Raw genomic sequence first — 24,920 nt, 5'->3', positions numbered from 1 at the left:
CGTTACGCACCCTTGTGAGGCACGGCTGAATGAATGCCACTCCCGGCATCCAGGTATTCATTTCTACTACACGACAGAAATACTGTCGTGGTATCAGCACCGGGGGAATGGTACTCACTCCGCCTTTTTGTTAGTGTCGCTGCACCTGGGGCAGGCGACGGCGCTGTATTGTTCTGATTCTGTGTCCCGGCAGACGCTGCTGCTCGGTTATATATATTGTCAGTAAGCGGGGCTGGAACGGGTGGTTTGCCCGAGTAAAGACCGTCGCTTCGACCTCCATTGTGCGGCTGTTCTTTCCGGCGGTACCTTGCAGTCAAATCGGCAGGCCCAATCTTCGCCGGTATAGTTGGCTTTCCAGTTCGGGTAGAACCCGAGCGGGTGTGCCGCAACCCGGCGACTATACCAGCTAAATAAAGAAAGCTAAACAAATTCCGTGAGTTATGCCCGAGACCTCTCCCAAAAGACCCACCGTTCGCCACCTGCAAGTCGATGAAGATTCATCGGGCCAGCGGCTGGACAATTTTCTTACCCGGGAGTTGAAGGGCGTTCCCCGAACGCGGCTTTACAAGGCCCTGCGCAAAGGGGAAATCCGCGTGAACAAGGGGCGGGTCAAGCCCGACTACCGGCTTGTTGCCGGTGATACCGTGCGCATCCCCCCGCTACGCACCGCCGCTCCCGCAGATCCGCCCACCGTACCTCGCTACTGGGCTGAGCAATTGTCCGGGCGCATTATTTATGAAGACGGCGACCTGCTGGTCATAGACAAGCCGTCCGGACTGGCGGTGCACGGCGGCAGTGGCCTGAATTACGGCATGATTGAATGCCTCCGGCAATTGCGCCCGGATGATCGTTACCTGGAGTTGGTGCATCGCCTGGACCGGGATACGTCCGGCGTTATCCTGGTTGCGCGGCGGCCGGCGGCACTGCGCGAACTGCACAGGCAGTTGCGGGAAGACAAGGTGGACAAGCGCTATCTTGCCCTGGTGGCCGGAAAATGGCCGCGCACATTGAAGCGGGTGGAGGCACCCCTGCAGAAAAATGTGCTCAAATCCGGTGAGCGCATGGTGCGCGTATCTAAAGAAGGCAAGGCTTCGATAACAGAGTTTTCCGTGGTGGAGCGTTTCAACGGGGCGACCCTGGTAGAAGCCAAACCGGTGACAGGGCGCACCCACCAGATACGCGTGCACTGCCAGTATGCGGGCTACCCGCTGTTGGGTGACAGTAAGTATGGCTCGCCGCAGGGCGAGGCCCTGTGCCAGCAAATCGGCTTGCGGCGCCTGTTCCTGCATGCGCGATTATTGCGTTGTAAGCTTCCCGGTAGTGGCCTTTTGGTGCTGGAGGCGGGGCTCGATCAAGACCTTGAGAATGCTTTAAATATATTGCGCAAGATGCTGTAATATAAATGATTATATTTGATTGGGATGGCACGCTATGTGACTCCGTGAGTCACATCGTAAAGGCTGTTCAAAGTACCGCCGCAACCATGGGCCTGCCGGTGCCGGACGATGCCGCAGCTGCCAATATTATTGGCCTGGGCCTGCCACAGGCGATGGCGAAGCTGTTCCCGGAATTGGATGAGCAGGAAATCGCCGCCCTGATCGACGGGTATTCTGGTCAGTACGTGGCTACGGAATCCTCGCCACCACGGCTGTTTCGCGGCGCCATGACGACTCTGAACACACTCAAGCAAAGGGGGTTGGAGGTGGCGGTGGCCACCGGAAAGAGCCGGCGCGGGCTGGAGCGTATGCTTGATGTCCATGGCCTCACTGACTTCTTCCACGCCACCCGCTGTGCGGAGGAAACCCGTTCCAAGCCCGACCCCTTGATGATCGAGCAGATCATGGCGGAGCGAGCGGTGCTGCCCGAGCAGGTGATCGTGGTGGGAGATACCGAATACGACCTGGAGATGGCGGCCAACGCCGGCGTCGCCTCTATCGGTGTCAGCTTTGGCGCCCACAGTGCTGCCCGCCTGCGCCGCCACCAGCCACTGGCGATCGTTGATGATCTCAGGCAGCTACTTGATTTGCCTGCGTTATCAAGGCGCTAGGCAATTTTAGTCAGAAAGCACGTTAAGCCCTGCATCGCGCAACAGCTCGCATGTAGCGATTAATGGTAGCCCTTCAAGCGCAGTTGGGTCGCGGCCCTCCATGCGGGAAAACAGCGCTATGCCGAGCCCCTCGCACTTGAAACTGCCGGCGCAGTCATAGGGCTGCTCCCGATCCAGGTAGTTCTCTATTTCGCTTGCTGACAGATCTCTGAAGTGGACGGAAAACGGTTCAACTACGCTGGCGTCCACCTGCGCATCAATACCTCTTATAGCCAGCCCGGTGTAAAAGGCTACCGTTCTGCCTGAGCTGGCTGCCAACTGGGCGCGGGCCCGGTCGCGGTTGCCGGGTTTGCCCAGCAGCACACCGTCAAGGCAGGCGACCTGGTCACTGCCGATGACCAGGGCCCCGGGCTGGCGGCTCGCTATCGCATTGGCCTTGGCCCTGGCGAGCCGCAGTGCCAGTTGCTCAGGGCCTTCGCCATCGTGGGGTGTTTCGTCGACCTCGGGGGGCAGGCAGTGAAAGGGCAGTTGCAGCCTTTCCAGGAGTGAGCGCCGGTAGCGAGATGTCGAGGCGAGGATGAGTTCCATGATGTCTGTTTTGGCCTGTGAATAAGTGAGAGAACTGCTTGTATTTTATAGAATTTTTTTTGACAAAGGGGGGGCGCGTCACTATGATGCGCGCCTATGTTGACTGAGCCCCTTCCCAGCACGCTGGATGTCCGTAAGGCAGCGGCGCGAGGAGTTACCGTCAGCGGAGTGCTGAAACCCCTTGATTTACCGCGTTTCAGGCCATTATTGGCCAGTGACGACGGGTCTATACAGGCGGAATTGGCATTCTCCCGTGACGAGGAGAACAGGGCGGTGGTGGACCTGGTGCTGGAGGCAAATGTCTCGGTTACCTGCCAGCGCTGCCTGCAGGCAATGCCCCTGGCAATATCCGTTAGTAATCGACTGGGTATCGTCTGGACAGATGAGCAGGCACGCCATCTTCCTCGTCAACTGGATCCGCTGATCGCACCGGAGGAGGGCTGTGACCTGTGGTACCTGGTGGAAGAAGAGCTGATACTCGCTCTGCCGCCATTCAGTTATCACGATACAGAAGATTGTAAACAGATACTGTCCGATTTCAGCGGGCCGGCTGCTGACGAAACGCAGGGTGAGAAACAACCCAACCCGTTCGATGTGCTGGCGCAGTTGAAGAAGGGCGATTAAACCAGGAGTTAAACATGGCTGTTCAGAAAAGCAAGAAAACCCGCTCTCGTCGCGGTATGCGTCGTTCACACGATGCACTGTCCGGATCCACTCTGTCCGTGGACCAGACCTCAGGTGAAACCCATCGCCGTCATCACGTCAGTGCCGATGGCTTCTACCGCGGCAAGAAAGTAGTAGAAACCGGCGCCGAAGACTAGACATTGCTCTTGCGGTCACCCGCAACGTCGTTACTAAAAAGCAGGGCCCTATCCCTGCTGCCCCTGACAGCGCTACCAACCGGAGCGCTGTCAACATTACTCCACGCCAGTCTCTTTCGCCCACTATCTGTTAACTCGCAGTCCGGTCTCCCGCGCACGGCAGGCTGTTTTACGGGCTGTGTAACGATTTCCCTTTACGCCCCAGGATATAACCATGTCTGAACATCACACCGCTTTCGTCTTTCCCGGCCAGGGTTCACAGAAGGTTGGCATGCTCGCCGCCGCGCACGCCGAATTCGAGCCGGTGCGCGATACTTTCACCGAGGCTGCGGATACCCTCGGTTACGACATGTGGGACCTTATACAGAATGGGGACCAGGCAGCCTTGAACCTGACCGAGACGACACAGCCGGTGTTGCTGGCATCATCAGTGGCTTTGTGGCGTGCCTGGCAATCACAGGGTGGCGGCGCGCCGGCCATGATGGCGGGCCACAGTCTTGGCGAATTCTCTGCGCTGGTGTGCGCCGGATCGCTGTCTTTCACTGACGCGCTGCGCCTGGTGCGTCAACGCGGGCAATTCATGCAGACTGCAGTGCCAGTGGGAGAGGGCGCCATGGCCGCTATCATCGGCCTCGATGACGATACTATCAATACCATTTGCGCTGACACCGATGGTGTCGTTGCCGCCGTGAATTTCAATTCCCCCGGGCAGGTGGTGATAGCAGGACACACCGCTGCGGTGGACGCGGCGATTGTCGCCCTGAAGGAGGCGGGCGCCAAGCGCGCCATGCCGTTACCCGTAAGCGCACCGTTCCATACTGAATTGATGAAGCCCGCGGGTGAGCAGTTGGCCGGGGCGATTGCCGGTATCGAGATCAAGACACCGGAAATGCCGGTGGTGCACAATGTTCATGCACAGACAGAAACCGACCCGGAGCGCATTCGCGCGCTTTTGGTAGAACAGATATACAGCCCGGTACAGTGGACCGCTTGTGTCGGCAATATGCTGGCCGCAGGGGTCAGCAACGTGGTGGAGTGCGGGCCCGGGAAAGTGCTCAGCGGCCTGAATCGGCGTATCGACAAGAGCCTGACCAGCTATTCCCTGGAAGAGCCCGATGCCCTGGCTGCCGCCGTTACCGAACTCGCCTGAAAAGCATAATAATGGAGAAACAACATGTCTGATGAGAACAAGGTCGCACTGGTCACGGGCGCAAGCCGAGGAATTGGCCGGGCCATTGCCGAGCAACTCGCTGGCGACGGCTATACGGTAATAGGCACGGCCACCAGCGAGGGCGGGGCCGATAATATCACCTCCTATCTCGAGGATGGCGGCTTCAGTGGCTGTGGCATGAAGCTCAACGTGGCCGACGATGACAGCGTTAGCGAAGTGATCAAGACCATCGCGGCAGATTATGCAGCGCCGCTTGTGCTGGTGAATAACGCCGGTATTACCCGCGACAATATTTTGCTGCGCATGAAGGGTGACGAATGGCACGACGTGATCGACACCAACCTCAACGCCCTCTACCGGGTCAGTAAGGCATGTTTGCGCGGCATGACCAAGGCGCGCTGGGGACGCATCGTCAATATCACCTCGGTGGTCGGTTCAATGGGTAATATCGGGCAGAGCAATTACGCCGCCACCAAGGCCGGTGCAGAGGGCTTTTCCCGAGCCCTGGCCCGTGAGCTGGGTTCCCGCTCGGTCACGGTCAATTGCGTTGCCCCCGGTTTTATTGATACCGACATGACGCGTGAATTATCCGACGAGCAGCGCGAGTTGATGCTGGGCCAGATACCTCTCGGTCGCCTCGGGGCGGCAGCAGAGATTGCCGCTGCCGTCGGTTTTTTATGTAGCGATGCAGCGGGCTACATTACCGGTGAGACGCTGCATATAAACGGCGGCATGTATATGGCCTAACTGCCTGATAAAAAGGTAGTTGTGGCGAGGCAGGTCGCTGCCAAAAAAAAGTTTATTACTTGGGCAAAAAACAGAGTAAAATGGCGCCTCAGGCCATATCTCAGGTTTGAACTAGCACTAATCTCAGGAGTGGAAAATAATCATGAGCAGCATAGAAGAACGCGTTAAGAAAATCGTCGCAGAACAACTTGGCGTGAAAGAAGAAGAAGTCCAGACAGAGGCTTCCTTCGTCGAAGACCTGGGCGCCGACTCGTTGGATACCGTCGAACTGGTAATGGCGCTTGAAGAGGAATTCGAAACTGAGATTCCCGATGAAGAAGCGGAGAAAATTACCACGGTCAAGCTGGCGATCGATTACATTAACGAAAACCTCGCCTGACCCAAAAAGCTCCCCCGAAAAGCCGTTTCTATTTTTGATAGAGCGGCTTTTCTTCTTTATGCTTCCGGAAAACCTAATTTTGCAGAGGAGATGCTGACTTGAACGGCAGAAGAGTCGCTGTGACCGGGCTGGGCATCGTCAGCCCGGTGGGACACACCGTTGCTGAGACCTGGGAAAATATACTCGCGGGTAAAAGTGGTGCTGCACCGATTGAGGCATTTGATGTCTCCGCCTACAGCACACAGTTCAGCGCCAGCGTGCGGGATTTCGATATCACGCCATACATGACGCCCAAAGACGCCAGAAAGATGGATACCTTCGTACAATATGGTATGGCGGCAGGCATCCAGGCCATGGAAGACAGCGGCTTCGAGGTTACCGAGGAAAATGCGGCCCGTGTAGGCTGCGCAATCGGGTCCGGTATAGGTGGCATCGGCCAGATCGAAAAAAATACCGAAATAGTGAACACTGCGGGACCGCGGCGGATCTCGCCCTTCTTTGTGCCGGGATCAATTATCAACATGATATCCGGTAACCTCTCGGTCAAGTACAACATGCAGGGGCCAAACCTTGCCGTTGTGACGGCGTGCACGACCGGCACACATAACATAGGCCTTGGCGCGCGCCTGATAGCGCAGGGAGATGCCGACGCCATGCTGGTTGGTGGTGCGGAGATGGCAACCACCCCGGTGGGGCTTGGCGGTTTTGCCGCCGCGCGCGCCCTGTCCACGCGTAATGACGATCCGCAGGCCGCTTCACGCCCCTGGGATCGGGATCGGGATGGTTTTGTGCTCGGGGACGGCGCCGGGGTCATCATGCTGGAAGAACTTGAAGCGGCAAAAGCCCGCGGCGCGCGCATCTACGCAGAAGTTACCGGCTTTGGCATGAGTGGTGACGCATATCACATGACGCTGCCGCCGGAAGATGGCCGCGGAGCCGCAGCCGCAATGGCCAACGCAGTGCGCGATGCCGGTATCCCGGTTGAGCGTATTAACTACATCAATGCACATGGCACATCGACTCCGGCTGGCGATGTTGCAGAGAGCAGGGCTGTCGAGACCGTATTGGGGTCGGCTGCGGAGCACGTCGCTGTCAGTTCAACGAAGTCCATGATCGGTCATCTATTGGGCGCGGCTGGCGCCGTAGAGGCAATCTTCTCGATACTGGCGATACGTGATCAGGTATGCCCGCCAACGATCAACCTGGACAACCCGGACGAAGGCGCCAACCTGAATTACGTGCCGCATACGGCCCAGGAGCGGGAGATACACAGCGTATTGTCCAACTCGTTTGGCTTCGGCGGCACCAACGGTTCCCTGCTGTTCAGTAAAGTCGACTGACCGTTCACGGTGCGTTCTCCCGCGACCATCTGGGTTGACGGCAAACTGGCCGCTGCGTTGCCGCTGCCTGACCGCGGCCTGGACTTTGGCGACGGTGTGTTTGAGACCGTGCTGCTCTGGCACGGCAAGCCACAGTTCCTGACCTATCACCTGGCCAGGCTTGAGACAGGCCTGCAAAAGCTTTCCTTTCCCGAGTGCCGGGCTACCGCTGCGGAGCACCTGCATATGGCCGCCAGCGCGTTTACCGATACGCCCTGGGCGGTGATGCGGCTTGCGGTGACGCGTGGCAGTGGACCGCGTGGTTATGCGGCCCCAGACCAGGCCGTCCCCCGCACCATCATTTCAGCGGCGCCGTTGCAGCAGGATCGCAAACAGGCGCCATCGCCAATTGCACTTGCCTACGCCGGCATCACTTGGGCGAGTCAGCCAGCCCTCGCCGGTATCAAGCATCTGAACCGCCTCGAGCAGGTGCTCGCGGCTAACGAAGCGCGGGCGGCGCAGGTTGACGACGTGGTGGTACTGGATGGGGGCGGGCATGTCTGTTCGCTTTCCTCTGCCAACCTGTTCCTGGTCGAAGAAGGGCGCCTCGTTACTCCAGCGATTACCACAACCGGGATTGCCGGCACCCGGCGCAGGCTGGTTATTGAACAACTGGCCCCTGCACTGGGATTGACGGTAGTAGAAGAGACAGTTGCAGTATCTCGGCTGGAGCAGGCGGCCGAACTTTTCTGTTGCAACAGTATCCGTGGATTGCAGCCGGTTGCCCGACTCGGCGATACCGCCTGGTCGGAATTCCCCATCGCCCTGGCGTTGCACCAACAGTACTGCGACACCATGACATGCTGAGAAAGCTGCTGCTCCTGTTGCTGTGCCTCGGCGGAATAGCGGCTATCACCGCATGGCAGCTGCATTCGCGTTGGCAGCAGCCCCTGTCGATCACCGGTGATAGTTATTACCTGTTCATTGCGCCCGGCGCCACGCTTACGCAGGTCGCAGCCCAGTTGCGTGAGGACAATGTCTATAGGGAAGACTGGCTGTTGCGCCTATATGGGCGTTATACCCGCCTCGACCAGAAGGTGCGACACGGCGAGTATGCGGTAGCCGCCGGTACCACACCTGAGCAGTTCCTGGCGCTGGTGACCAGCGGCAAGGTGATTCACTACCAGGTGACCCTGCCCGAGGGTATTACCCTGGCCAGGGCCCTGTCCCTGCTGGCCGAGACACCTGAGCTGAAGTCGGTCCTCAAGGGTGCCGACGACCCACGAATATTGCAGATGGTCGCGCCGCGCACGGTCGCGGAGGGCTTGTTCTTTCCCGATAGTTACCGTTTTGTGCGCGGCACAACCGACCTGGATATCATGCGCCGCGCGCATGAAGCGATGGTGACGATACTGGACAGGGAGTGGCAACAGAGGTCGCCGGGGCTGCCTTACGAAACAGCTTACGAGGCCCTGATTATGGCCAGCATCATCGAGAGAGAGACCGGTTTAGAGCACGAGCGTGACGAAATAGCAGGCGTATTCGTGCGCCGGTTGCAGCGCAAGATGCGACTGCAGACTGATCCCACGGTGATTTATGGCCTGGGCGAGAGTTTCGACGGCAACCTGCGGCGGGTGCATTTGCGCGATGCCGGCAACCCATACAATACCTACCGCCACGCCGGCCTGCCGCCGTCGCCAATTGCCCTGCCGGGGCAGGCTGCGATTCACGCGGCGCTAAACCCGAAGGAGGGCACAGCGCTGTTCTTCGTTGCCCGGGGTGATGGCGGGCACTACTTTAGCGACACGCTTGCCGAGCACGAGCAGGCCGTGCGTAAATACCAGTTGCAGCGCAGGCAGGACTATCGCTCCGCACCACAAGAGGCACAGTAAAAAAGTAATGCAGGGAAGAGGACTGTTTATCACTGTCGAAGGCGGTGAGGGTGTTGGCAAATCAACCAATATCGCTTTTCTGGAGCGGCACCTGCGTGAGCGTGACATCGACCTGGTGCTGACCCGCGAGCCCGGAGGTACCGCACTGGGCGAGGATATTCGTGAGCTGCTGCTGCGCCCTCGAGACGAGGCCGTGGCACCCAGTGCCGAATTGTTGCTGGTGTTCGCAGCCAGGGCGCAGCACATAGCCCGTGTAGTCGAACCGGCGCTGGCGGCCGGGCGCTGGGTGCTCTGTGACCGGTTTACCGATGCGACCTACGCCTACCAGGGGGGCGGGAGGGAGTTGCCTGTCGCCATGATTCGCGAGCTCGAGCGCCTGGTGCAGGGTGAACTGCGTCCGGATTACACGCTGCTACTGGACGCACCAGTGGAGGTCGGGATGTCGCGCGCCACAGAACGTGGCGAACTGGACAGATTTGAGCAGGAGCAGGTTGCCTTCTTTGAAAGGGTCCGCGCCACCTACCTCCAACTGGCCGAAGAGAGTAGCGGACGTTATCGAGTGATAGATGCCTCGCTGCCGCTGGCGCAGGTGCAGGCCCAACTGGAAGAGGTGTGCGCTGAGCTGGCTGCCTGCTGGGGAGTGCGGCAACCGTGATGGATTTGACAGCCCTGCCCGCGGTGAGTGCGCCACTGCCCTGGCAGTCAGAGAACTGGAGCAGACTCGGCAGGCAGTTCCAGGAGGGTACGCTGCCGCATGCACTGATCATCGCCGGCCCCCCTGCGACCGGCAAGGCAAGGCTTGCCCTGGCGCTGGCCAGACTGTTGCTGTGCCAGGCGCCCAGTGGCGGCCTCAATTGCGGCACCTGCCATGCCTGCGAGCTGAGCGCCAGCGGCAGTCATGGCGATTTGCGCTGGCTGCAGCCGGAAGAGAAGAGCCGCAACATAAAAATTGACCAGATACGCGATGCCGTGGCTTTTGCCACCAAGACTGCGGGCTTTGGCGAACGCAAGGTGCTCGCGCTGGCACCCGCCGATAGCATGAACACGAACGCAGCAAATGCCTTGCTGAAATCACTGGAAGAACCGTCACCGGGTACCTACCTGTTGCTCGTCTGCGATCAGTTACACGCAGTTCCCGCTACTATCCGTTCACGTTGCCAGATCATCAGGCAGGCTGCGCCCGCAGCAGAGGCAGCCCTGCAATGGCTGGACCAGCTAACCGGTGACAGAGACGAGAGTGGCAGGTTGTTTGCGCTTGCTGACGGCATGCCCTTGCTGGCGGAGGCGCTTTACAATAACCCAGACGCCGGGCAAGTGGTGCAGGCACGGCTAGCCTGCGCCGGCCTGGCAGCTGGAAAGATCGGCGTTGGTGAGGCGAAAGGCCTGTTGGCGGATACCGAGGCAACAGCGGTACTGGAGCAGGTTTCGAACGCCCTGCGTCAGCACCTGAAACAACTGGATCGGGCTGCGCTGTGTGCACAGCAGGCGCGGGCCGCCTTCGAACTGCTGGATGAAATCTCCGGCTTGCAGCGTGCTGTACTGGCAGGAGCCAATCCAAATCGCCAATTGCTTACGGAAGTTTTGCTGGAAAAGCTGCATTCCGTATTGGGGGGCGTTAGCGCCAGTGGTAATATCCGGCACTGAACATTGGAGATCGGCGTTATGAACCAGCGCGGGCAGAACAGTCGCAATGGCATCCTCTCATTGACGATCAAGGACAAGGCGGTCTTGTACTCCGCCTACATGCCGTTTCTGGAAAACGGCGGGCTGTTTGTGCCTACCAACAAGCCCTATACGCTTGGAGATGAGGTGTTCATGCTGCTCACCCTGATGGATGAGCCGGAAAAAATACCCATTGCCGGTAAAGTGGTCTGGGTTACCCCCAAGGGCGCCCAGGGCAACAGAACTGCCGGTATCGGCGTGCAGTTCAGCGAGCAGGATACGGCTGCCAATGCCAAGATTGAGAATCACCTCGCAGGCTTGCTTGGATCGGACCGACCTACTCACACCATGTAGCACCTCGCCCGGATTCTAGAAAAGCATTCCAAGCTATTGATAAGCATAAATATAAGGCAAAAAAATGGGTCCCAAAGGGGACCCAAGAAGACCATTAGGAGTGAAACATAAAGGAATTGCTTCCCTTAGAGAGCATTGGGTATGCTCCCGCGACCACCCGACTAAACTAGGGGATAGGTAGTCACGCCTTAAGTATCGCTCAAATTTGGTAATTTTCCACAGCCTATTGTTTGGTTTTTTATCATTTTTAGTAATAAGTCTATATTTTTATATTCTAATCGATTGAGTCCAGGGTAGCGCGCGTTGAAGCATGCGATAGATTCGTCTCCATTTATCACGCTTGAAAAGGGCGAGCCCCTGGCCGCGCTGGCCGCCTGGTCCCGGCAGGCGCGGGTTGACGAACTGCTGCTCGTGGAGTTTTCCCTGCCGTGCTGGTGGCTTGAAGGCGGCGAGCTGCAGGCTCTTACCGCGGTATATTTCCGCGATCAGGCCGGGCGCCTGCATTGTGCGGTGACAGACCGCGCATTGAGCAGTTCGGCTGGTGTAGCAGGTGCGCAATTTAATGACTGGGTCCGGCAGCATGCGCTCGCTGTGTTTAGCCCGGGACAGTCGCTCCGTTTGCTGCCGGAGCACATTCCCAAGCCCTGGGGGCAGGAAATCTGGTTCACCGGCGTCGAGGCCCGTGGCGTGTGCCGGTTCACCGACGGTTCTGGCAGCGTGCCCATCCCCTGGCTGCAGGCAATCATGCCCGACGCCGCCGCCGGTGCCCCGGGCGCTCCGCTGGTGCTGTTAAAGATATTGGACCCGTCCCCCGAAGAGGTGGTCGGCGACCTGTATTTCGAACTGCACGAAGAAAAGCGGGAAGTCTATGTGGTTACTCACGTGGACGAACGCGCCTGGCCTGAGGGCATTGGTGGCATTCGCTACGGCTTTGACAGGGAAAAGATTTCGCAGGCTGGCGACGAGGCCACTTTTCGCCGGCAATACCTTGCCGCGGTGGAGCAATATGAAGCGGTGCGCAGGCAGATAGATGCCACGCCGCAGGGGGTGCCCGCCGAAGCAGGCCTGCTGCAGCGCGAGCGCGAGCTGCGACAGGCCATGAATGACTTCACCAGCATCCGGCCCCTGCAGGTGGGCGATGTGGTCGTTGTACCGCTGCGGATGCCGCACTCATTGCAGCACGGGGTGCGCACTATCGAGTTTCAGACACCCGTGTATGAGCGTCAGATACTCTCCTTTGCACAGAAGGTGCTGACCCAGGATCACTGGGATACGGCGGCGGCAGTGGACACGATGCGTCTCACGCCTCCGGAGCAAGTCGATTTCGAGAGGCTCCCGGGTGACGACTCCGTCCTTATCGAGCGTATTGTCGATTTCCCGGATTTTGAGGTCAGGCGCCTGCGGATAGGCGAGGGCGCCAGCCAGGTTTACAGCAGCAACGAGTGTTATGCCCTGATCATGGTGGTCAAGGGGCAGTTGGCGCTGGACGAAGGGCAACTGGGGCCAGAACAGGCCGCACTGTTGCCCGCAGGAGTGGTTTTCCACCTGGCCTCCGCAGAGCCTGCCGAGCCCCTGGTTTTGTTACTGGCCAGGCCACACCGCTGAGCGGTTGAACAGCACTTTCCTTTGTGGCAGAATCTGCGCCCTTGTGATACCGCTGAGCGTAGTGTTTGTGGCTTGCTTAGTTCCTTTTAATCAAGTGGTTAGAGCAGCAAACTTCTAGTGAATTCTAGATTTTGGCGGCGGTATTCATGTATGCGGAAGTGGCGAAATTGGTATACGCGCTGGATTTAGGTTCCAGTGCCGCAAGGCGTGAGAGTTCGAGTCTCTCCTTCCGCACCATATTCTGAACGGTATCGATTCCAGATCGGGCCGACATAAGCACGGAGTGACGCAACACTCCACACCATTGAGTGACGAGGAAATACCATGCAGGTTTCTATAGAGACGACTTCCGGCCTGGAGCGTCGTTTGACCGTTGGCGTACCCGCTGCACGGGTAGATAGCGAAGTTGACGAGCGCCTGAAAAAGGCGGCCAAGAACGTAAAGATGCCGGGTTTCAGACCCGGCAAGGTGCCGATGAAAGTCATGCGCCAGCGCTTCGGTGCCGGTGTTCGCCAGGAAGTGCTCGGTGAAGTGATGAGCCAGTCTTTCCAGGAAGCGGTGGTACAGGAAAACCTGCGCCCGGCCGGCCAGCCAAGCATAGAGCCAAAGTCTCTTGATGCAGGCAAGGACCTGGAGTACATCGCCACTTTTGAAGTGTTCCCGGAAGTGGAAGTTGCTGACATGGAAGGCTTTGCAGTCGAAAAGCCCGTCGCTGAAGTAACCGACGAAGACGTCGACAACATCATCGAGGTCTTTCGCAAACAGCAGGGCGAATGGCAGGCTGTCGAGCGCGCCGCAGTGGAAGGTGATCGCGTCAACATCTCTTACGTGGGCACCAAAGATGGCGAGGCATTTGAGGGTGGCAGCGCAGAGGACTCCGAACTGGAGCTGGGCTCCGGCCGCATGATACCCGGCTTCGAGGATGGCATTGTCGGCATGCAGGCGGGCGACGAGAAGACCCTGGAGCTGACATTCCCTGACGAGTACCACAACGAGGACCTCAAGGGCGCTGCCGTGGAGTTCAAGGTTACCGTCAATACGGTCGAGGAAATGGTACCCGCTGCCCTGAATGAAGAACTGTTCGAGAAGTACGGTGTCGAAGAAGGCGGTGAAGAGCAGTTCCGCAAGGAAGTCGCTGAAAACATGGCGCGCGAGCTCAAGAACGCGGTTGATGCCAAGGTCAAGCAGCAGGTTATGGACGCTGTGATCGCGGCGCATGAGAACGTGGACATCCCCAGGGCCCTGATAGCCCAGGAAGTTGACGCGCTGCGCAACCAGATGTTCCAGCAGTTCGGCGGAGCGGCCGGGCAGGACCTGGACCTCAAGTCATTGCTGCCGGACGACATGTTCACAGAGAACGCTGAAAAGCGCGTCAAACTCGGCCTGGTGCTTTCTGAGTTGATCAAGAAGCTGGAGCTGAAAGCCGAAGCGGAGCGCGTTCGCGCGACCATTGAAGAAATGGCTTCCACCTACCAGGAGCCGGAAGAAGTTATTAACTGGTATTATTCAAACCAGGAGCAGCTGGCTTCCGTAGAATCAAAGGTGCTTGAAGATCAGGTGGTTGAAAAACTGCTCGAGGGTGCCAAGATAGCAGAGAAGGCATGCAGCTATCAGGAGGCAATAGCCCCTGCAGAGCAGGAAGACGCCTGATCAAAAAATAGGGGCCATCATAAGGTGGCCTCCCGCTTATATCAGCCACAGGGACATCGATATATGTCATTTCAGCCAGACGGGCGCAATTCACAGACCATTAACAACCTTGGCCTCGTACCAATGGTGGTGGAGCAGACTTCCCGCGGGGAGCGGTCTTACGATATTTATTCCCGCCTGCTGAAGGAGCGGGTGATTTTTGCCGTGGGGCCTGTTGAGGACCATATGGCCAACCTGATTGTGGCCCAGTTGCTATTCCTGGAGTCAGAGAACCCGGACAAGGACATCCATCTTTATATCAACTCTCCGGGTGGCAGCGTCACTGCCGGGCTGTCCATTTACGACACCATGCAGTTCATCAAACCGGATGTTAGCACCATGTGCGTGGGCCAGGCTGCCTCGATGGGAGCTTTCCTGCTCTGCGGCGGAGCCAAGGGCAAGCGTTTCTGCCTGCCCAACGCCCGCACCATGATCCACCAGCCGTCAGGTGGCGCCCAGGGGCAGGCGACCGATATTGAAATCCAGGCGCGGGAGATTCTCATTATTCGCGAGAAGCTCAACCAGCTGATGGCAGAGCACACCGGTCAGCCTCTAGAGGTGATCGAGCGGGATACCGAACGCGATCGTTTCATGAACGCAGAGGAAAGCCGCGAGTACGGGCTCATTGATGAAGTTGTCAACAGCAGGAGCGCAGCGAACTAAAATCCGTTTAATCCGGTTTTTCCACCCCCGTGGCACTTGCAAAACACGGGAAAAAACATCATCTTAAACCCCATGATGATGACAATTCACGATTCTCGCGTAGGGCGGCTTAATGAGTGACGAATCCACCACAAACGGCGACGATGGCGGCAAACTGCTGTACTGCTCTTTCTGCGGCAAGAGCCAGCACGAGGTGCGGAAGCTAATAGCCGGCCCATCTGTCTTCATATGCGATGAGTGCGTTGATCTTTGCAACGACATCATCCGTGAAGAAGTTGCCGAAAGTGCCAGCGATCCGGCACAGGACCAGCTCCCGGTACCCCAGGAAATCAAGGCAATCCTCGACGAGTACGTGATCGGCCAGCAGCGTGCCAAGAAGGTGCTGTCCGTGGCCGTGTACAACCATTACAAGCGCCTGCGCCACGGCCAGGGCCGTGCCGAAGATGTGGAACTGGGTAAAAGCAATATCCTGCTGGTTGGCCCCACCGGGTCCGGTAAGACGCTGCTCGCAGAAACGCTGGCGAGATTGCTGGATGTGCCATTTACCATTGCTGATGCCACCACCCTGACTGAAGCGGGTTATGTCGGTGAGGATGTCGAAAACATCATCCAGAAGTTGCTACAGAAGTGCGATTACGATGTTGAAAAGGCACAGGTGGGCATCGTCTACATCGACGAAATAGACAAGATCTCGCGTAAATCAGACAATCCGTCGATCACCCGCGACGTGTCAGGGGAAGGCGTACAGCAGGCATTGCTGAAGCTGATCGAGGGCACCGTCGCCTCGGTTCCACCGCAGGGCGGCCGTAAGCATCCCCAGCAGGAGTTCCTGCAAGTGGATACGTCGAACATCCTGTTCATCTGTGGTGGCGCGTTCGCTGGTCTGGATAAGGTGATCCGTAATCGCTCGGAGAAGGGCGGCATTGGCTTCAACGCTGAAGTGAAAAGCAAGGATGAAACCAGCAACGTCGGCGAATTGTTGTTCGAACTCGAGCCAGAAGATCTGGTGCAGTACGGCCTGATCCCTGAGTTTGTTGGCCGCTTGCCTGTGATTGCCACACTCGAGGAACTCGATGCGGATGCCCTGGTCAAGATTTTGACGGAGCCCAAGAACTCGCTGACCAAGCAGTACAGCAAGTTGTTCGAAATGGAAGGCGTTGAGGTGGACTTCCGCGAAGACGGATTGCGCGCAGTGGCCGAGAAAGCCATGGAACGCAAGACCGGCGCGCGCGGCCTGCGCTCGATCCTGGAAGGTGTGCTGCTGGACTCCATGTACAACATCCCGTCACGTGATGACGTCAGCAAGGTGGTGATCGACGAGTCCGTGATTCGCGGTGATTCGGAGCCACTGCTGGTGTACCAGAACAACGAACCTTCCGCGCGGGCGGCCTCCACGGAGGACTAGCCACGACGATCCTGCCCGGGCACGCGAGATGGCCGGGAGGAGGCGTAGGCCGTGATTCCTTGTAATCCGGCGAATCGCCCCCATACTTGAAAGCATGAAGTGTTTTCCCCCCCCAACCCGGAGATCGTTATGGGTTCTTCCTCAGTCATTGAATTGCCTCTTCTACCACTGCGCGATGTCGTTGTTTACCCGCACATGGTGCTTCCGCTGTTCGTCGGCAGGGAAAAGTCCATAGAGGCGCTGGAGTTCGCCATGGCCAATGACAAGCAGGTACTGCTTGTGGCCCAGCGCGATGCTGCCGATGACAACCCTGGCACGGACGACATCTACCAGGTTGGTACCGTGTCCAACATCCTGCAACTGCTCAAGCTGCCAGATGGCACCATCAAGGTGCTGGTGGAAGGTGGCTTCCGCGCGGTGGTGGAAAGCGTCGATGACGATGGCGCATTCGCCGTGGCTGCCGTGCGCGAGATTGTCAGTGATGACGTGCCCGAAGCCGAGGTGGAAGGCCTTCTGCGATCAACCAATACCCAGTTCGAGAAATACGTAAACCTGAGCAAAAAGGTGCCTGCCGAGGTGCTGACCTCGTTGACCGGGATTGACGAGCCGGGCCGCCTCGCCGACACCATTGCCGCGCACATGAGTGTGGACCTCGACGAAAAACAGCGCATTCTGGAGATAGCGGGCATCCGTCCGCGCCTTGAACACCTGATGGGCCTGATGGAGGCCGAGATCGACCTGTTCCAGGTCGAGAAGCGCATTCGCGGCCGGGTCAAGAAGCAGATGGAGAAGAGCCAGCGCGAGTATTATCTCAACGAGCAGATGAAGGCCATCCAGAAAGAGCTCGGTGAAATGGATGAAGCGCCCAACGAATTGGACGAGTTGCAGGCCCGGATCGACGACGCCAAGATGCCCGCCGAGGCCAGGGAAAAGGCCGAGGCTGAACTCGGCAAGCTGAAGATGATGTCGCCGATGTCTGCAGAGGCATCGGTAGTGCGCAGCTATATAGACTGGATGGTGAGTGTGCCCTGGGCCAAGCGCAGCAAGGTCAAGCATGACCTCAAGCGGGCCACGCAGATCCTCGACGAAGATCACTATGGTCTTGAAGAGGTCAAGGACCGTATTCTCGAGTACCTGGCGGTGCAGAAGCGTGTGCGCAAGGTGAAGGGCCCGGTGCTGTGCCTGGTAGGTCCCCCCGGAGTCGGTAAGACTTCCCTGGGCGAATCGATTGCCCGGTCGACCAATCGCAAGTTCGTACGCATGGCTCTCGGCGGCGTGCGAGACGAAGCCGAAATCCGCGGCCACCGGCGTACCTATATCGGCTCAATGCCCGGAAAATTGCTGCAGAAGATGGCGAAAGCAGGCGTAAAAAACCCGCTGTTCCTGCTCGACGAGATCGACAAAATGGGTATGGACCATCGCGGCGACCCCGCGTCAGCCATGCTCGAAGTTCTGGATCCGGAACAGAACCATGCTTTCAATGACCACTACCTCGAAGTGGACTACGACCTGTCAGATGTGATGTTCGTCTGCACGTCGAATACCATGAATATCCCCGGGCCCCTGCTGGATCGCATGGAGGTCATCCGCATTCCCGGTTATACCGAGGACGAGAAGCTCAATATCGCCGAGCGCTACCTGATACCGAAACAGGTCAAGCTCAATGGCCTGAAGAAAGACGAGTTGCATATCGAGCAGGCGGCGGTAACGGATATCATTCGCTACTATACACGCGAGGCCGGTGTGCGTGCGCTGGAGCGGGAAATAGCCAAGGTATGCCGCAAGATGGTCAAGGCCATCACCCTTGAGGAAGCCGAAAGTGGCGCCACGGTGACACCGGAGATGCTGAGTGACCTGCTGGGCGTGCGCAAGTATAACTTCGGTATCGCCGAGGAAGAGAACAAGATAGGGCAGGTCACGGGACTTGCCTGGACATCTGTTGGCGGCGAGCTGTTGACGATCGAAGCCGTGGCAGTGACCGGCAAGGGCCGGCACGTGAAAACGGGTTCCCTGGGCGACGTGATGCAGGAGTCGATACAGGCCGCCACGACAGTCGTGCGCAGCCGTTCGCAGATGCTCGGGATACCGGCTGATTACCATGAGAAGCATGATGTGCACATTCACGTCCCAGAGGGTGCTACACCCAAGGACGGCCCCAGTGCGGGTATCGCTATGTGCACGGCTCTGGTGTCGGTCCTGACCAGCATACCGGTGCGCGCGGACGTGGCGATGACAGGTGAAATTACCCTGCGGGGCGAAGTGTTGCCGATAGGTGGCCTGAAAGAAAAACTGCTCGCTGCCCGGAGAGGGGGTATCAAGACCGTGATCATTCCCAAAGAGAACGAGCGCGACTTGAAAGAGGTGCCAGATAACATCAAGGAAGATCTCAATATCCGGGCGGTCAAGTGGATTGACGAGGTACTTTCGATTGCTCTGGAGTCCATGCCCGAACCGCTTAGCGACGAAGACTTCATGGCCAGTTCGGTTGCGAGCGAGCCACAGGACAGTGAAGACGAAAAAAATCGCATAAATACGCATTAACAAGGGGGTTCCGGTTGACCGGGATTCCCCCTCTGTTATACAGTCTTGCGTCTGCCAGACGGGCCCAAAAGCAGTCGTGGCAAGGGTTACAGCCCTCGAGGCTTCGATATAAATAAATGAATTCTTTGCCCTTTCCCGGGGCGATAAGACACTCCAGCTGACCAAATATTCCAAGGGGATAAGTGTGAACAAAACTGAACTAATTGATGCAATCGCCGCAGCAGCGGATCTGCCTAAGGCTTCTGCCGGCCGCGCTCTGGATGCAGTGATCGACGGTATTACCGACGCACTGAAGAAAGGTGACCAGGTCTCCCTGGTCGGCTTCGGTACTTTTTCTGTCAAGCATCGCAGCGCCCGTACCGGTCGCAACCCGCAGACAGGCGCCACAATCGAAATCGCTGCTTCCGAAGTACCCAGCTTCAAAGCGGGCAAAGCCCTCAAGGACGCGGTTAACTCCTGAGGCAATTACCGTGTAGCGCCGCCAGCAATGGTGGATGCCGCTGCGGTAACAGGAGAAGTGATAGAAAAGGCGCACTACCGGTGCGCTTTTTTTTTAGTTGTAGAGAGATATACCCATGCTCCAAGACATACGCGCAAATGCCCAGGGAACTGCGGCAAAGATCATTATTGGCCTGATTGTTATCGCCTTTTCGCTGTTTGGCATCGAGTCCATCTTGCTTGGCGGTAGCAGCAATGCGGCAGCCGAGGTCAATGGTGAGGAAATTACCCCGCAGGAACTGCAGCAGGCTGTGAATAACCAGAAGCGACAGTTGTTGGCGATGATGGGCGACGATATCGACCCCGACCTGCTTGATGACCAGTTAATCAGCCAACAGGCCCTGCAGACGCTGATTCAGCGGAAGCTGCTTATCCAGTCGGCCCGTGAAATGGGATTGACGGTGTCGGATGCGCAGATTGGCTCCATCGTAGCCAACATGGAAGAGTTCCAGGTCGACGGGCAGTTTTCCGCTGATATGTATCGTGCACGTCTCGCTGATGCAGGCTTCACACCCACGTCGTTCCGAATGACCATGAGCGACGATCTGGTGATGGGGCAGGTCCGCGCCGGCCTCGCCGCCAGTGAATTCGCGACACCGGCGGAGTTGAGCCTCAACGCACGAATTCTCGGTGAGCAGCGCGACCTTCGTTATCTCACAATTCCCATGGAGCGCTATCGTAGCGACGTGGAAGTCAGCGCCGCCGAGGTAGAGACCTACTATGCTGAAAATGCTGACGAGTTCCTTTCCGAGGAAGCGGTAGTCCTGGACTACATCGTGATCAGCGCCGACGATTTCAAACAGCCGGTCGATGAAGCGCTGATTCTTGATGCCTATGAAGCGGAGAAGCAGGGTGGGCAATATGCAACGGAGAACCGCGTTTCGCATATCCTGCTGGAGCAGCGCGAAGACGAGTCTGCTGAGGACTACGCCCAGCGCATAGCAACAGTAGAGCAGGAAATATCCTCGGGCAAGGATTTTGCCGAACTCGCAAAGCAATATTCCGATGATATCGGTTCCAGCGGCTTTGGCGGAGATCTCGGCTTTAGCAGTGGCGATGCGTTCCCGGAAGCGATGGAGCTGGCGATAGCAGAGCTGCAGGTTGGCGAGGTATCCGCACCGGTTGTGACCGAGGCTGGCACGCACATTATCCTGCTCAATGAACGCCGTGAAGGCAAAGCCCCAACACTGGAAGAAATGCGGCCTCAGCTTGAGGAACAGATCGCACTCAGCGAAGCCAGGGTGGAGCTGTTGCGTACAGTGGAAACCCTCAAGGACCTGGCTTTCAACGCCCAGGACCTCAATGAGCCCGCCGAGGAACTGGCACTCGAAGTAGCCCGTACCGGGCGCATTACTCGCGCTCACAGCGAAGGTCTGTTTGCCGACCGTGTCCTGCTCGACGCTGCCTTCTCCGATGATGTGCTCAACGCGGGTCACAACAGTGACGTGCTCGAATTGGAAGAGAACCGCTGGGTCGTGCTGCGTGTGCAGGAACACTTCCCCGCTCAGGTCATGCCGCTGGAGCAGGTGCGTGAGCAAATCGTCGCGAGAATCGCCGATGAGCGGGCCTTGCAGGCCGTAGAGCGTGAGGCCGCCATGGCGGTGCAACAGCTGCGCGGTGGAGCCGGAGTGGAGGACTATGCCGGGGACGCCGGCTTTGAGTGGCAGGTAGAACTCGGCGCAGATCGTCGCAACCCCATGGTGCCTCGCGAGATCCTGGCTTCGGCATTCCAACTCGCGCCACCCGAGGAGGGTGGTTCCGTAGTGGACTACGTGCTCAGCAGCGGCGGCGACGCGCTGGTCTATGAGGTCTCCCAGGTCACGCCCGGCGAGCTGCAGAGTCTTCCGGAAGCAGAACGCAACGTCATCCAGCAGATGGTGGGCGCCGAATACGGGCAACTTATCGATAACGAGTACCGCCAGGGTCTGCGTGAAGCAGCAGAGATAAACGTACTTTAACGCAGCAATTTCGAGGGACAAATGGCTAAACAGATTCTCACGCTTAACCAGATATCGTTGAAGGGCCTGGAGCGCTTACCCAGGGATTGCTACGAGGTCGCCAGTGAATTCGCACACCCACATGCGATTTTACTGCGAAGCCACAAGTTAAAGATCGAAGACATACCCGCGTCGGTCCTGGCGATCGGGCGTGCAGGTGCGGGCACCAATAACATTCCCGTAGCCGAATGCAGTAAGCGCGGCATCCCGGTATTCAATTCTCCCGGAGCCAACGCCAATGCGGTAAAAGAGTTGGTCGCGGCGGGCTTGCTGTTGGGTTCGCGCGGCATTATCGACGGTATCCAGTACGTCGACACGCTGGCGGACATGACCGACAAAGCCGAAATGAACAAGGTGCTTGAAGCCCAGAAGAAGCAGTTCAAGGGTAGCGAGCTGGTGGGCAAAACCCTCGGTGTGGTGGGGCTCGGTGCAATCGGCTCCCTGGTGGCTGAAATGGCCTTGACCCTGGGTATGGACGTGGTTGGCTACGATCCAGCGCTGTCGGTAGAAGCCGCCTGGCGGCTGTCATCGCAGGTGCGTAAAGCCGACAACCTCTCTGCACTGTTCGCCCGCTGTGACTACATTACCCTGCACCTGCCGGTCCTGGATGCGACGCGGGGGCTGGTCAATGCGGAGCTCTTGTCCGCTGTGCGCAAGGGTACTTGCCTGCTGAATTTTGCGCGCCAGGAAATCGTTGATGAAGAGGCGCTGGTGGCAGCGCTCGATGGCGACCAGCTGCGCCAGTACATTGCGGATTTCCCGTCTCCGGCCCTGATTGGACGCGACGACGTGATTCTCATGCCGCATATCGGTGCCAGCACTGAGGAAGCCGAGGACAACTGTGCGATCATGGCTGCCGAGCAGATTCGTGACTTCCTGGAGAACGGCAACATCAGCAACTCGGTCAATTTTCCAAACCTGACGCTGGAGCGGGTCAGTGGTTGCCGGTTATCAGTGACCAACGAGAATGTTCCCAAGATTCTCGGTAGCGTCCTGTCTATCCTGGCCGACGAGAATATCAACGTTATCGATATGCTCAACAAGAGTCGCAACGAGATTGCCTACAACCTGATCGACATCGAATCCCACGCCAGTGAATCAGTGTTAGACAAGATGCGGGCACTGGACGGTGTGGTGAACGTGCGGCTTATCGGCGACTGCGCCTGAGCAAGCGAGCCCGGATCGACCATGGCAACAAATATAGAAGGCATCGCTGCGCAGGTCGAGGGAGGCCGCAATTTCGACTCGCCGCCACTGGAACGCTGGCATCCACCCCTGTCCGGTGACATTGCCATTCGCATCACGGCAGACGGCACCTGGTACCATGATGGCGATCCTATTCGCCGTGAATCGCTGCGCAACCTGTTCGCGTCCATCCTGCGCCGAGAGCAGGATGGCGAGTACTACCTGGTCACGCCCGTTGAGAAGTGGCGTATCGAAGTGGAACTGCATCCGCTGATTGTTGTAGATGTCGAGCAGGCCGGCGACAGTCTGGAGCTGACTCTCAACACGGGCAAGCGTGTCGCGGTGGGTCAGGAGCACCCCTTATTCCTGGAAAGTCGTCTGGATAATGTCGCTGCCGTGGAACTTTGGCACGGGCTCTGCGCGGTGTTTTCACGCAGTGCGTGGTACCGCCTGGTTGAGATGGCTGACCTCGACGGCAATCTCTGTAGCGGTGATTTTCGTCTCAACCTACTGGGCCGCGCCTGACCTTTTTGTTGGACTCTCTTGCCGGTTGTGTACTGACCCCGGATGGGCGCTCACAAAAAAGGCGAGCCGTGGCTCGCCTTGCTTGGTTGACTACACCCCGTCACATATTGGGATAGTTGGGTCCACCGAAGCCTTCCGGAGTAACCCAGACAATATTCTGTGACGGATCCTTGATGTCACAGGTCTTGCAATGTACGCAATTTTGCGCATTGATCTGGAAGCGTTTGCCCTGATCATCCTCGACGATTTCGTAGACACCGGCCGGGCAGTAGCGTTGCGCCGGCTCATCCCATTTAGGCAGGTTCACCTGCAGCGGGATATTCGGGTCCTTGAGCGTCAGGTGGCAGGGCTGGTCTTCCTCGTGGTTGGTATTGGAGAGAAAAACCGAGGACAAGCGGTCGAAGCTGATCTTGTTGTCCGGTTTGGGGTAGTCGATTTCCTTGCACTCCGCAGCGGGCTTCAGGGCGGCGTAGTCGGCTTTTTCGTCCTTGACCGTGAACGGTAGTTTCCCGCCGAAGATATTCTGGTCGATCCATACCATGGCCGAACCGAGCATGAAACCGAACTTGTGCATGAAGCCGGAGAAGTTGCGGGTTGTGTAGAGTTCCTGGAAGGCCCAGGATGACTCGAAATTCTCCGCATAGGACGCCAGGTCAGCAGGGCGTGAGTCGCCCTGAGCCAGTGCGTCTACGACGGTCTCTGCTGCAACCAGGCCACTCTTCATGGCAGTGTGGTTACCCTTGATTTTCACCGAGTTGAGGGTGCCCGCATCGCAACCGATAAGCAGGCCGCCCGGGAAATGCATTTTCGGCAGCGAATTGTAACCGCCCTTGGTGATGGCCCTTGCGCCATAGGTGATACGCGTGCCGCCGTCGAGATACTTGCTTACTGTCGGATGGTGCTTCCAGCGCTGGAATTCTTCATAGGGGCTGAGGTGCGGGTTGGAATAGCTCAGGTCGGTGATCAGGCCCAGGTACACCTGATTGTTCTCGGCATGATAGAGGAAGCCACCGCCGGATGCGCCGTTTTCTGAGAGTGGCCAGCCCAGGCCGTGTTCCACCAGTCCTTCCTCGTGCTTCTCGGGCGGAATTTCCCAGATTTCCTTGATGCCGATACCATAATGCTGGGCGGTCTTCCCGGCGTCGAGGGCAAAGCGCTCGATAAGTTGCTTGCCCAGGTGGCCGCGACAGCCTTCCGCGAACAGGGTGTATTTCGCATGCAACTCCATGCCGGGCATGTAGCTGTCTTTCTGCTCGCCTTCGGCACTGATGCCCATGTCCCCTGTGGCGATACCTTTCACGCTGCCATCTTCGTGGAACAACACTTCCGCGGCAGCGAAGCCGGGGTAAACTTCCACACCCAGGCCTTCGGCCTGCTCCGCGAGCCAGCGGCAGACGTTGCCCATTGAGACAATGTAATTGCCCTCGTTGTGGGTCGGCTTGGGAATCAGGAAGTTGGGCAGGGTGATGGCGCCTGTGGCGCTGGTGTAAAAATAGAACTTGTCGCCCTTTACCTTGGTGTTGAGTGGCGCACCCATTTCCTGCCAGTTAGGGAACAACTCATTCAGTGCCCGGGGCTCCAGCACCGCGCCGGATAGGATGTGGGCGCCAACCTCAGAGCCTTTTTCCACCAGGCAGACGGTGATTTCCTGTTCCTTTTCCTGTGCCAGTTGCATGATGCGACATGCGGCGGACAGGCCTGCAGGGCCTGCGCCGACGATCACAACATCAAATTCCATAGATTCGCGTTCCACAGCGGTGTCCTCTCTCTAAACCGGGTTGGTTCAGGCGCATCGCTCATCGCCTGTAAATGAGTGTGGCGTGCTACTCGTG

The 24,920-nt window shown here is 58.0% G+C and carries 24 protein-coding genes and 1 tRNA gene; 23 read left to right on the top strand and 2 right to left on the bottom strand.

Features of this window, described 5'->3' with window-relative positions; all coding sequences use genetic code 11:
• Nucleotides 1-440: 440 nt before the first annotated feature.
• Nucleotides 441-1,397 carry a 23S rRNA pseudouridine(955/2504/2580) synthase RluC gene (gene rluC / locus F0M18_RS04755; protein ID WP_149610265.1) on the top strand — a complete coding sequence of 319 codons (957 nt, stop codon included), beginning with the start codon at nucleotides 441-443 and terminating at the stop codon, nucleotides 1,395-1,397.
• A 5-nt stretch (nucleotides 1,398-1,402) separates the two neighbouring features.
• Nucleotides 1,403-2,047, top strand: a complete 645-nt coding sequence (locus F0M18_RS04750) for an HAD-IA family hydrolase (protein ID WP_149610264.1) — start codon at nucleotides 1,403-1,405, stop codon at nucleotides 2,045-2,047.
• Between the two features lie 6 nt (nucleotides 2,048-2,053).
• Here the strand turns inward: F0M18_RS04750 and F0M18_RS04745 are convergent, their stop codons facing one another.
• Nucleotides 2,054-2,635, bottom strand: a complete 582-nt coding sequence (locus tag F0M18_RS04745; RefSeq protein ID WP_316838358.1) for a Maf family protein — start codon at nucleotides 2,633-2,635, stop codon at nucleotides 2,054-2,056.
• A gap of 96 nt (nucleotides 2,636-2,731) precedes the next feature.
• On the opposite strand from F0M18_RS04745, the gene F0M18_RS04740 reads away from it, so the two are divergent.
• The 21 genes from F0M18_RS04740 (at nucleotide 2,732) to F0M18_RS04640 (ending at nucleotide 23,088) form a co-directional block, all read left to right on the top strand.
• Nucleotides 2,732-3,259, top strand: coding sequence for a YceD family protein (locus tag F0M18_RS04740; protein ID WP_149610262.1), 528 nt, complete (start codon nucleotides 2,732-2,734; stop codon nucleotides 3,257-3,259).
• 14 nt (nucleotides 3,260-3,273) lie between these two features.
• Nucleotides 3,274-3,456 carry a 50S ribosomal protein L32 gene (gene rpmF / locus F0M18_RS04735; RefSeq protein ID WP_149610261.1) on the top strand — a complete coding sequence of 61 codons (183 nt, stop codon included), beginning with the start codon at nucleotides 3,274-3,276 and terminating at the stop codon, nucleotides 3,454-3,456.
• 214 nt (nucleotides 3,457-3,670) lie between these two features.
• Nucleotides 3,671-4,606: an ACP S-malonyltransferase gene (gene fabD, locus F0M18_RS04730; RefSeq protein WP_149610260.1), complete on the top strand. Its 936-nt coding sequence runs from the start codon at nucleotides 3,671-3,673 to the stop codon at nucleotides 4,604-4,606.
• A gap of 24 nt (nucleotides 4,607-4,630) precedes the next feature.
• Nucleotides 4,631-5,374, top strand: a complete 744-nt coding sequence (gene fabG / locus F0M18_RS04725) for a 3-oxoacyl-ACP reductase FabG (protein WP_149610259.1) — start codon at nucleotides 4,631-4,633, stop codon at nucleotides 5,372-5,374.
• A gap of 142 nt (nucleotides 5,375-5,516) precedes the next feature.
• On the top strand, nucleotides 5,517-5,753 hold the full coding sequence (gene acpP, locus F0M18_RS04720; RefSeq protein WP_066056577.1) for an acyl carrier protein: 237 nt from the start codon (nucleotides 5,517-5,519) through the stop codon (nucleotides 5,751-5,753).
• 98 nt (nucleotides 5,754-5,851) lie between these two features.
• Nucleotides 5,852-7,093 (top strand): beta-ketoacyl-ACP synthase II, encoded by a 1,242-nt coding sequence (gene fabF / locus F0M18_RS04715; protein ID WP_149610258.1) that lies wholly within the window; start codon nucleotides 5,852-5,854, stop codon nucleotides 7,091-7,093.
• A gap of 9 nt (nucleotides 7,094-7,102) precedes the next feature.
• The gene (gene pabC / locus F0M18_RS04710; protein WP_149610257.1) at nucleotides 7,103-7,939 is read left to right on the top strand and encodes an aminodeoxychorismate lyase; all 837 of its coding nucleotides are present in this window, start codon (nucleotides 7,103-7,105) and stop codon (nucleotides 7,937-7,939) included.
• Complete coding sequence (gene mltG / locus F0M18_RS04705) at nucleotides 7,933-8,964, top strand: endolytic transglycosylase MltG (protein ID WP_149610256.1); 1,032 nt, start codon at nucleotides 7,933-7,935, stop codon at nucleotides 8,962-8,964. Before pabC ends, mltG begins: the two co-directional genes overlap by 7 nt.
• Before the next feature lie 7 nt (nucleotides 8,965-8,971).
• Nucleotides 8,972-9,619: a dTMP kinase gene (gene tmk / locus F0M18_RS04700; RefSeq protein ID WP_149610255.1), complete on the top strand. Its 648-nt coding sequence runs from the start codon at nucleotides 8,972-8,974 to the stop codon at nucleotides 9,617-9,619.
• The gene (gene holB, locus F0M18_RS04695; protein ID WP_149610254.1) at nucleotides 9,619-10,608 is read left to right on the top strand and encodes a DNA polymerase III subunit delta'; all 990 of its coding nucleotides are present in this window, start codon (nucleotides 9,619-9,621) and stop codon (nucleotides 10,606-10,608) included. Before tmk ends, holB begins: the two co-directional genes overlap by 1 nt.
• Before the next feature lie 18 nt (nucleotides 10,609-10,626).
• A complete protein-coding gene (locus F0M18_RS04690; protein WP_149610253.1) occupies nucleotides 10,627-10,980 on the top strand; it encodes a PilZ domain-containing protein in 354 nt (117 codons plus the stop codon).
• Between the two features lie 303 nt (nucleotides 10,981-11,283).
• The gene (locus tag F0M18_RS04685) at nucleotides 11,284-12,585 is read left to right on the top strand and encodes a hypothetical protein (RefSeq protein ID WP_149610252.1); all 1,302 of its coding nucleotides are present in this window, start codon (nucleotides 11,284-11,286) and stop codon (nucleotides 12,583-12,585) included.
• 152 nt (nucleotides 12,586-12,737) lie between these two features.
• Nucleotides 12,738-12,822: transfer RNA gene (locus F0M18_RS04680), tRNA-Leu, on the top strand.
• A gap of 87 nt (nucleotides 12,823-12,909) precedes the next feature.
• A complete protein-coding gene (gene tig / locus F0M18_RS04675; RefSeq protein ID WP_149610251.1) occupies nucleotides 12,910-14,235 on the top strand; it encodes a trigger factor in 1,326 nt (441 codons plus the stop codon).
• Nucleotides 14,236-14,298: 63 nt separating this feature from the next.
• Nucleotides 14,299-14,937 (top strand): ATP-dependent Clp endopeptidase proteolytic subunit ClpP, encoded by a 639-nt coding sequence (clpP, locus tag F0M18_RS04670; RefSeq protein ID WP_149610250.1) that lies wholly within the window; start codon nucleotides 14,299-14,301, stop codon nucleotides 14,935-14,937.
• Between the two features lie 112 nt (nucleotides 14,938-15,049).
• Nucleotides 15,050-16,342, top strand: coding sequence for an ATP-dependent Clp protease ATP-binding subunit ClpX (gene clpX, locus F0M18_RS04665; RefSeq protein ID WP_149610249.1), 1,293 nt, complete (start codon nucleotides 15,050-15,052; stop codon nucleotides 16,340-16,342).
• A gap of 129 nt (nucleotides 16,343-16,471) precedes the next feature.
• On the top strand, nucleotides 16,472-18,883 hold the full coding sequence (lon, locus tag F0M18_RS04660) for an endopeptidase La (RefSeq protein WP_149610248.1): 2,412 nt from the start codon (nucleotides 16,472-16,474) through the stop codon (nucleotides 18,881-18,883).
• Nucleotides 18,884-19,067: 184 nt separating this feature from the next.
• Complete coding sequence (locus tag F0M18_RS04655; RefSeq protein WP_149610247.1) at nucleotides 19,068-19,343, top strand: HU family DNA-binding protein; 276 nt, start codon at nucleotides 19,068-19,070, stop codon at nucleotides 19,341-19,343.
• A gap of 115 nt (nucleotides 19,344-19,458) precedes the next feature.
• Complete coding sequence (locus tag F0M18_RS04650; RefSeq protein ID WP_149610246.1) at nucleotides 19,459-21,339, top strand: SurA N-terminal domain-containing protein; 1,881 nt, start codon at nucleotides 19,459-19,461, stop codon at nucleotides 21,337-21,339.
• A gap of 21 nt (nucleotides 21,340-21,360) precedes the next feature.
• Nucleotides 21,361-22,545 carry a phosphoglycerate dehydrogenase gene (locus F0M18_RS04645; RefSeq protein ID WP_149610245.1) on the top strand — a complete coding sequence of 395 codons (1,185 nt, stop codon included), beginning with the start codon at nucleotides 21,361-21,363 and terminating at the stop codon, nucleotides 22,543-22,545.
• A 21-nt stretch (nucleotides 22,546-22,566) separates the two neighbouring features.
• A complete protein-coding gene (locus F0M18_RS04640) occupies nucleotides 22,567-23,088 on the top strand; it encodes a DUF1285 domain-containing protein (RefSeq protein ID WP_149610244.1) in 522 nt (173 codons plus the stop codon).
• Between the two features lie 100 nt (nucleotides 23,089-23,188).
• On the opposite strand, the gene F0M18_RS04635 is transcribed toward F0M18_RS04640, so the two are convergent.
• A complete protein-coding gene (locus F0M18_RS04635) occupies nucleotides 23,189-24,841 on the bottom strand; it encodes an electron transfer flavoprotein-ubiquinone oxidoreductase (protein WP_149610243.1) in 1,653 nt (550 codons plus the stop codon).
• Nucleotides 24,842-24,920: the final 79 nt, after the last annotated feature.

The sequence above is a fragment of the Pseudohalioglobus sediminis genome (genome assembly GCF_008370495.1).
Taxonomy (GTDB): domain Bacteria; phylum Pseudomonadota; class Gammaproteobacteria; order Pseudomonadales; family Halieaceae; genus Halioglobus.
This window is presented reverse-complemented; position numbering and strand designations above follow the sequence as displayed.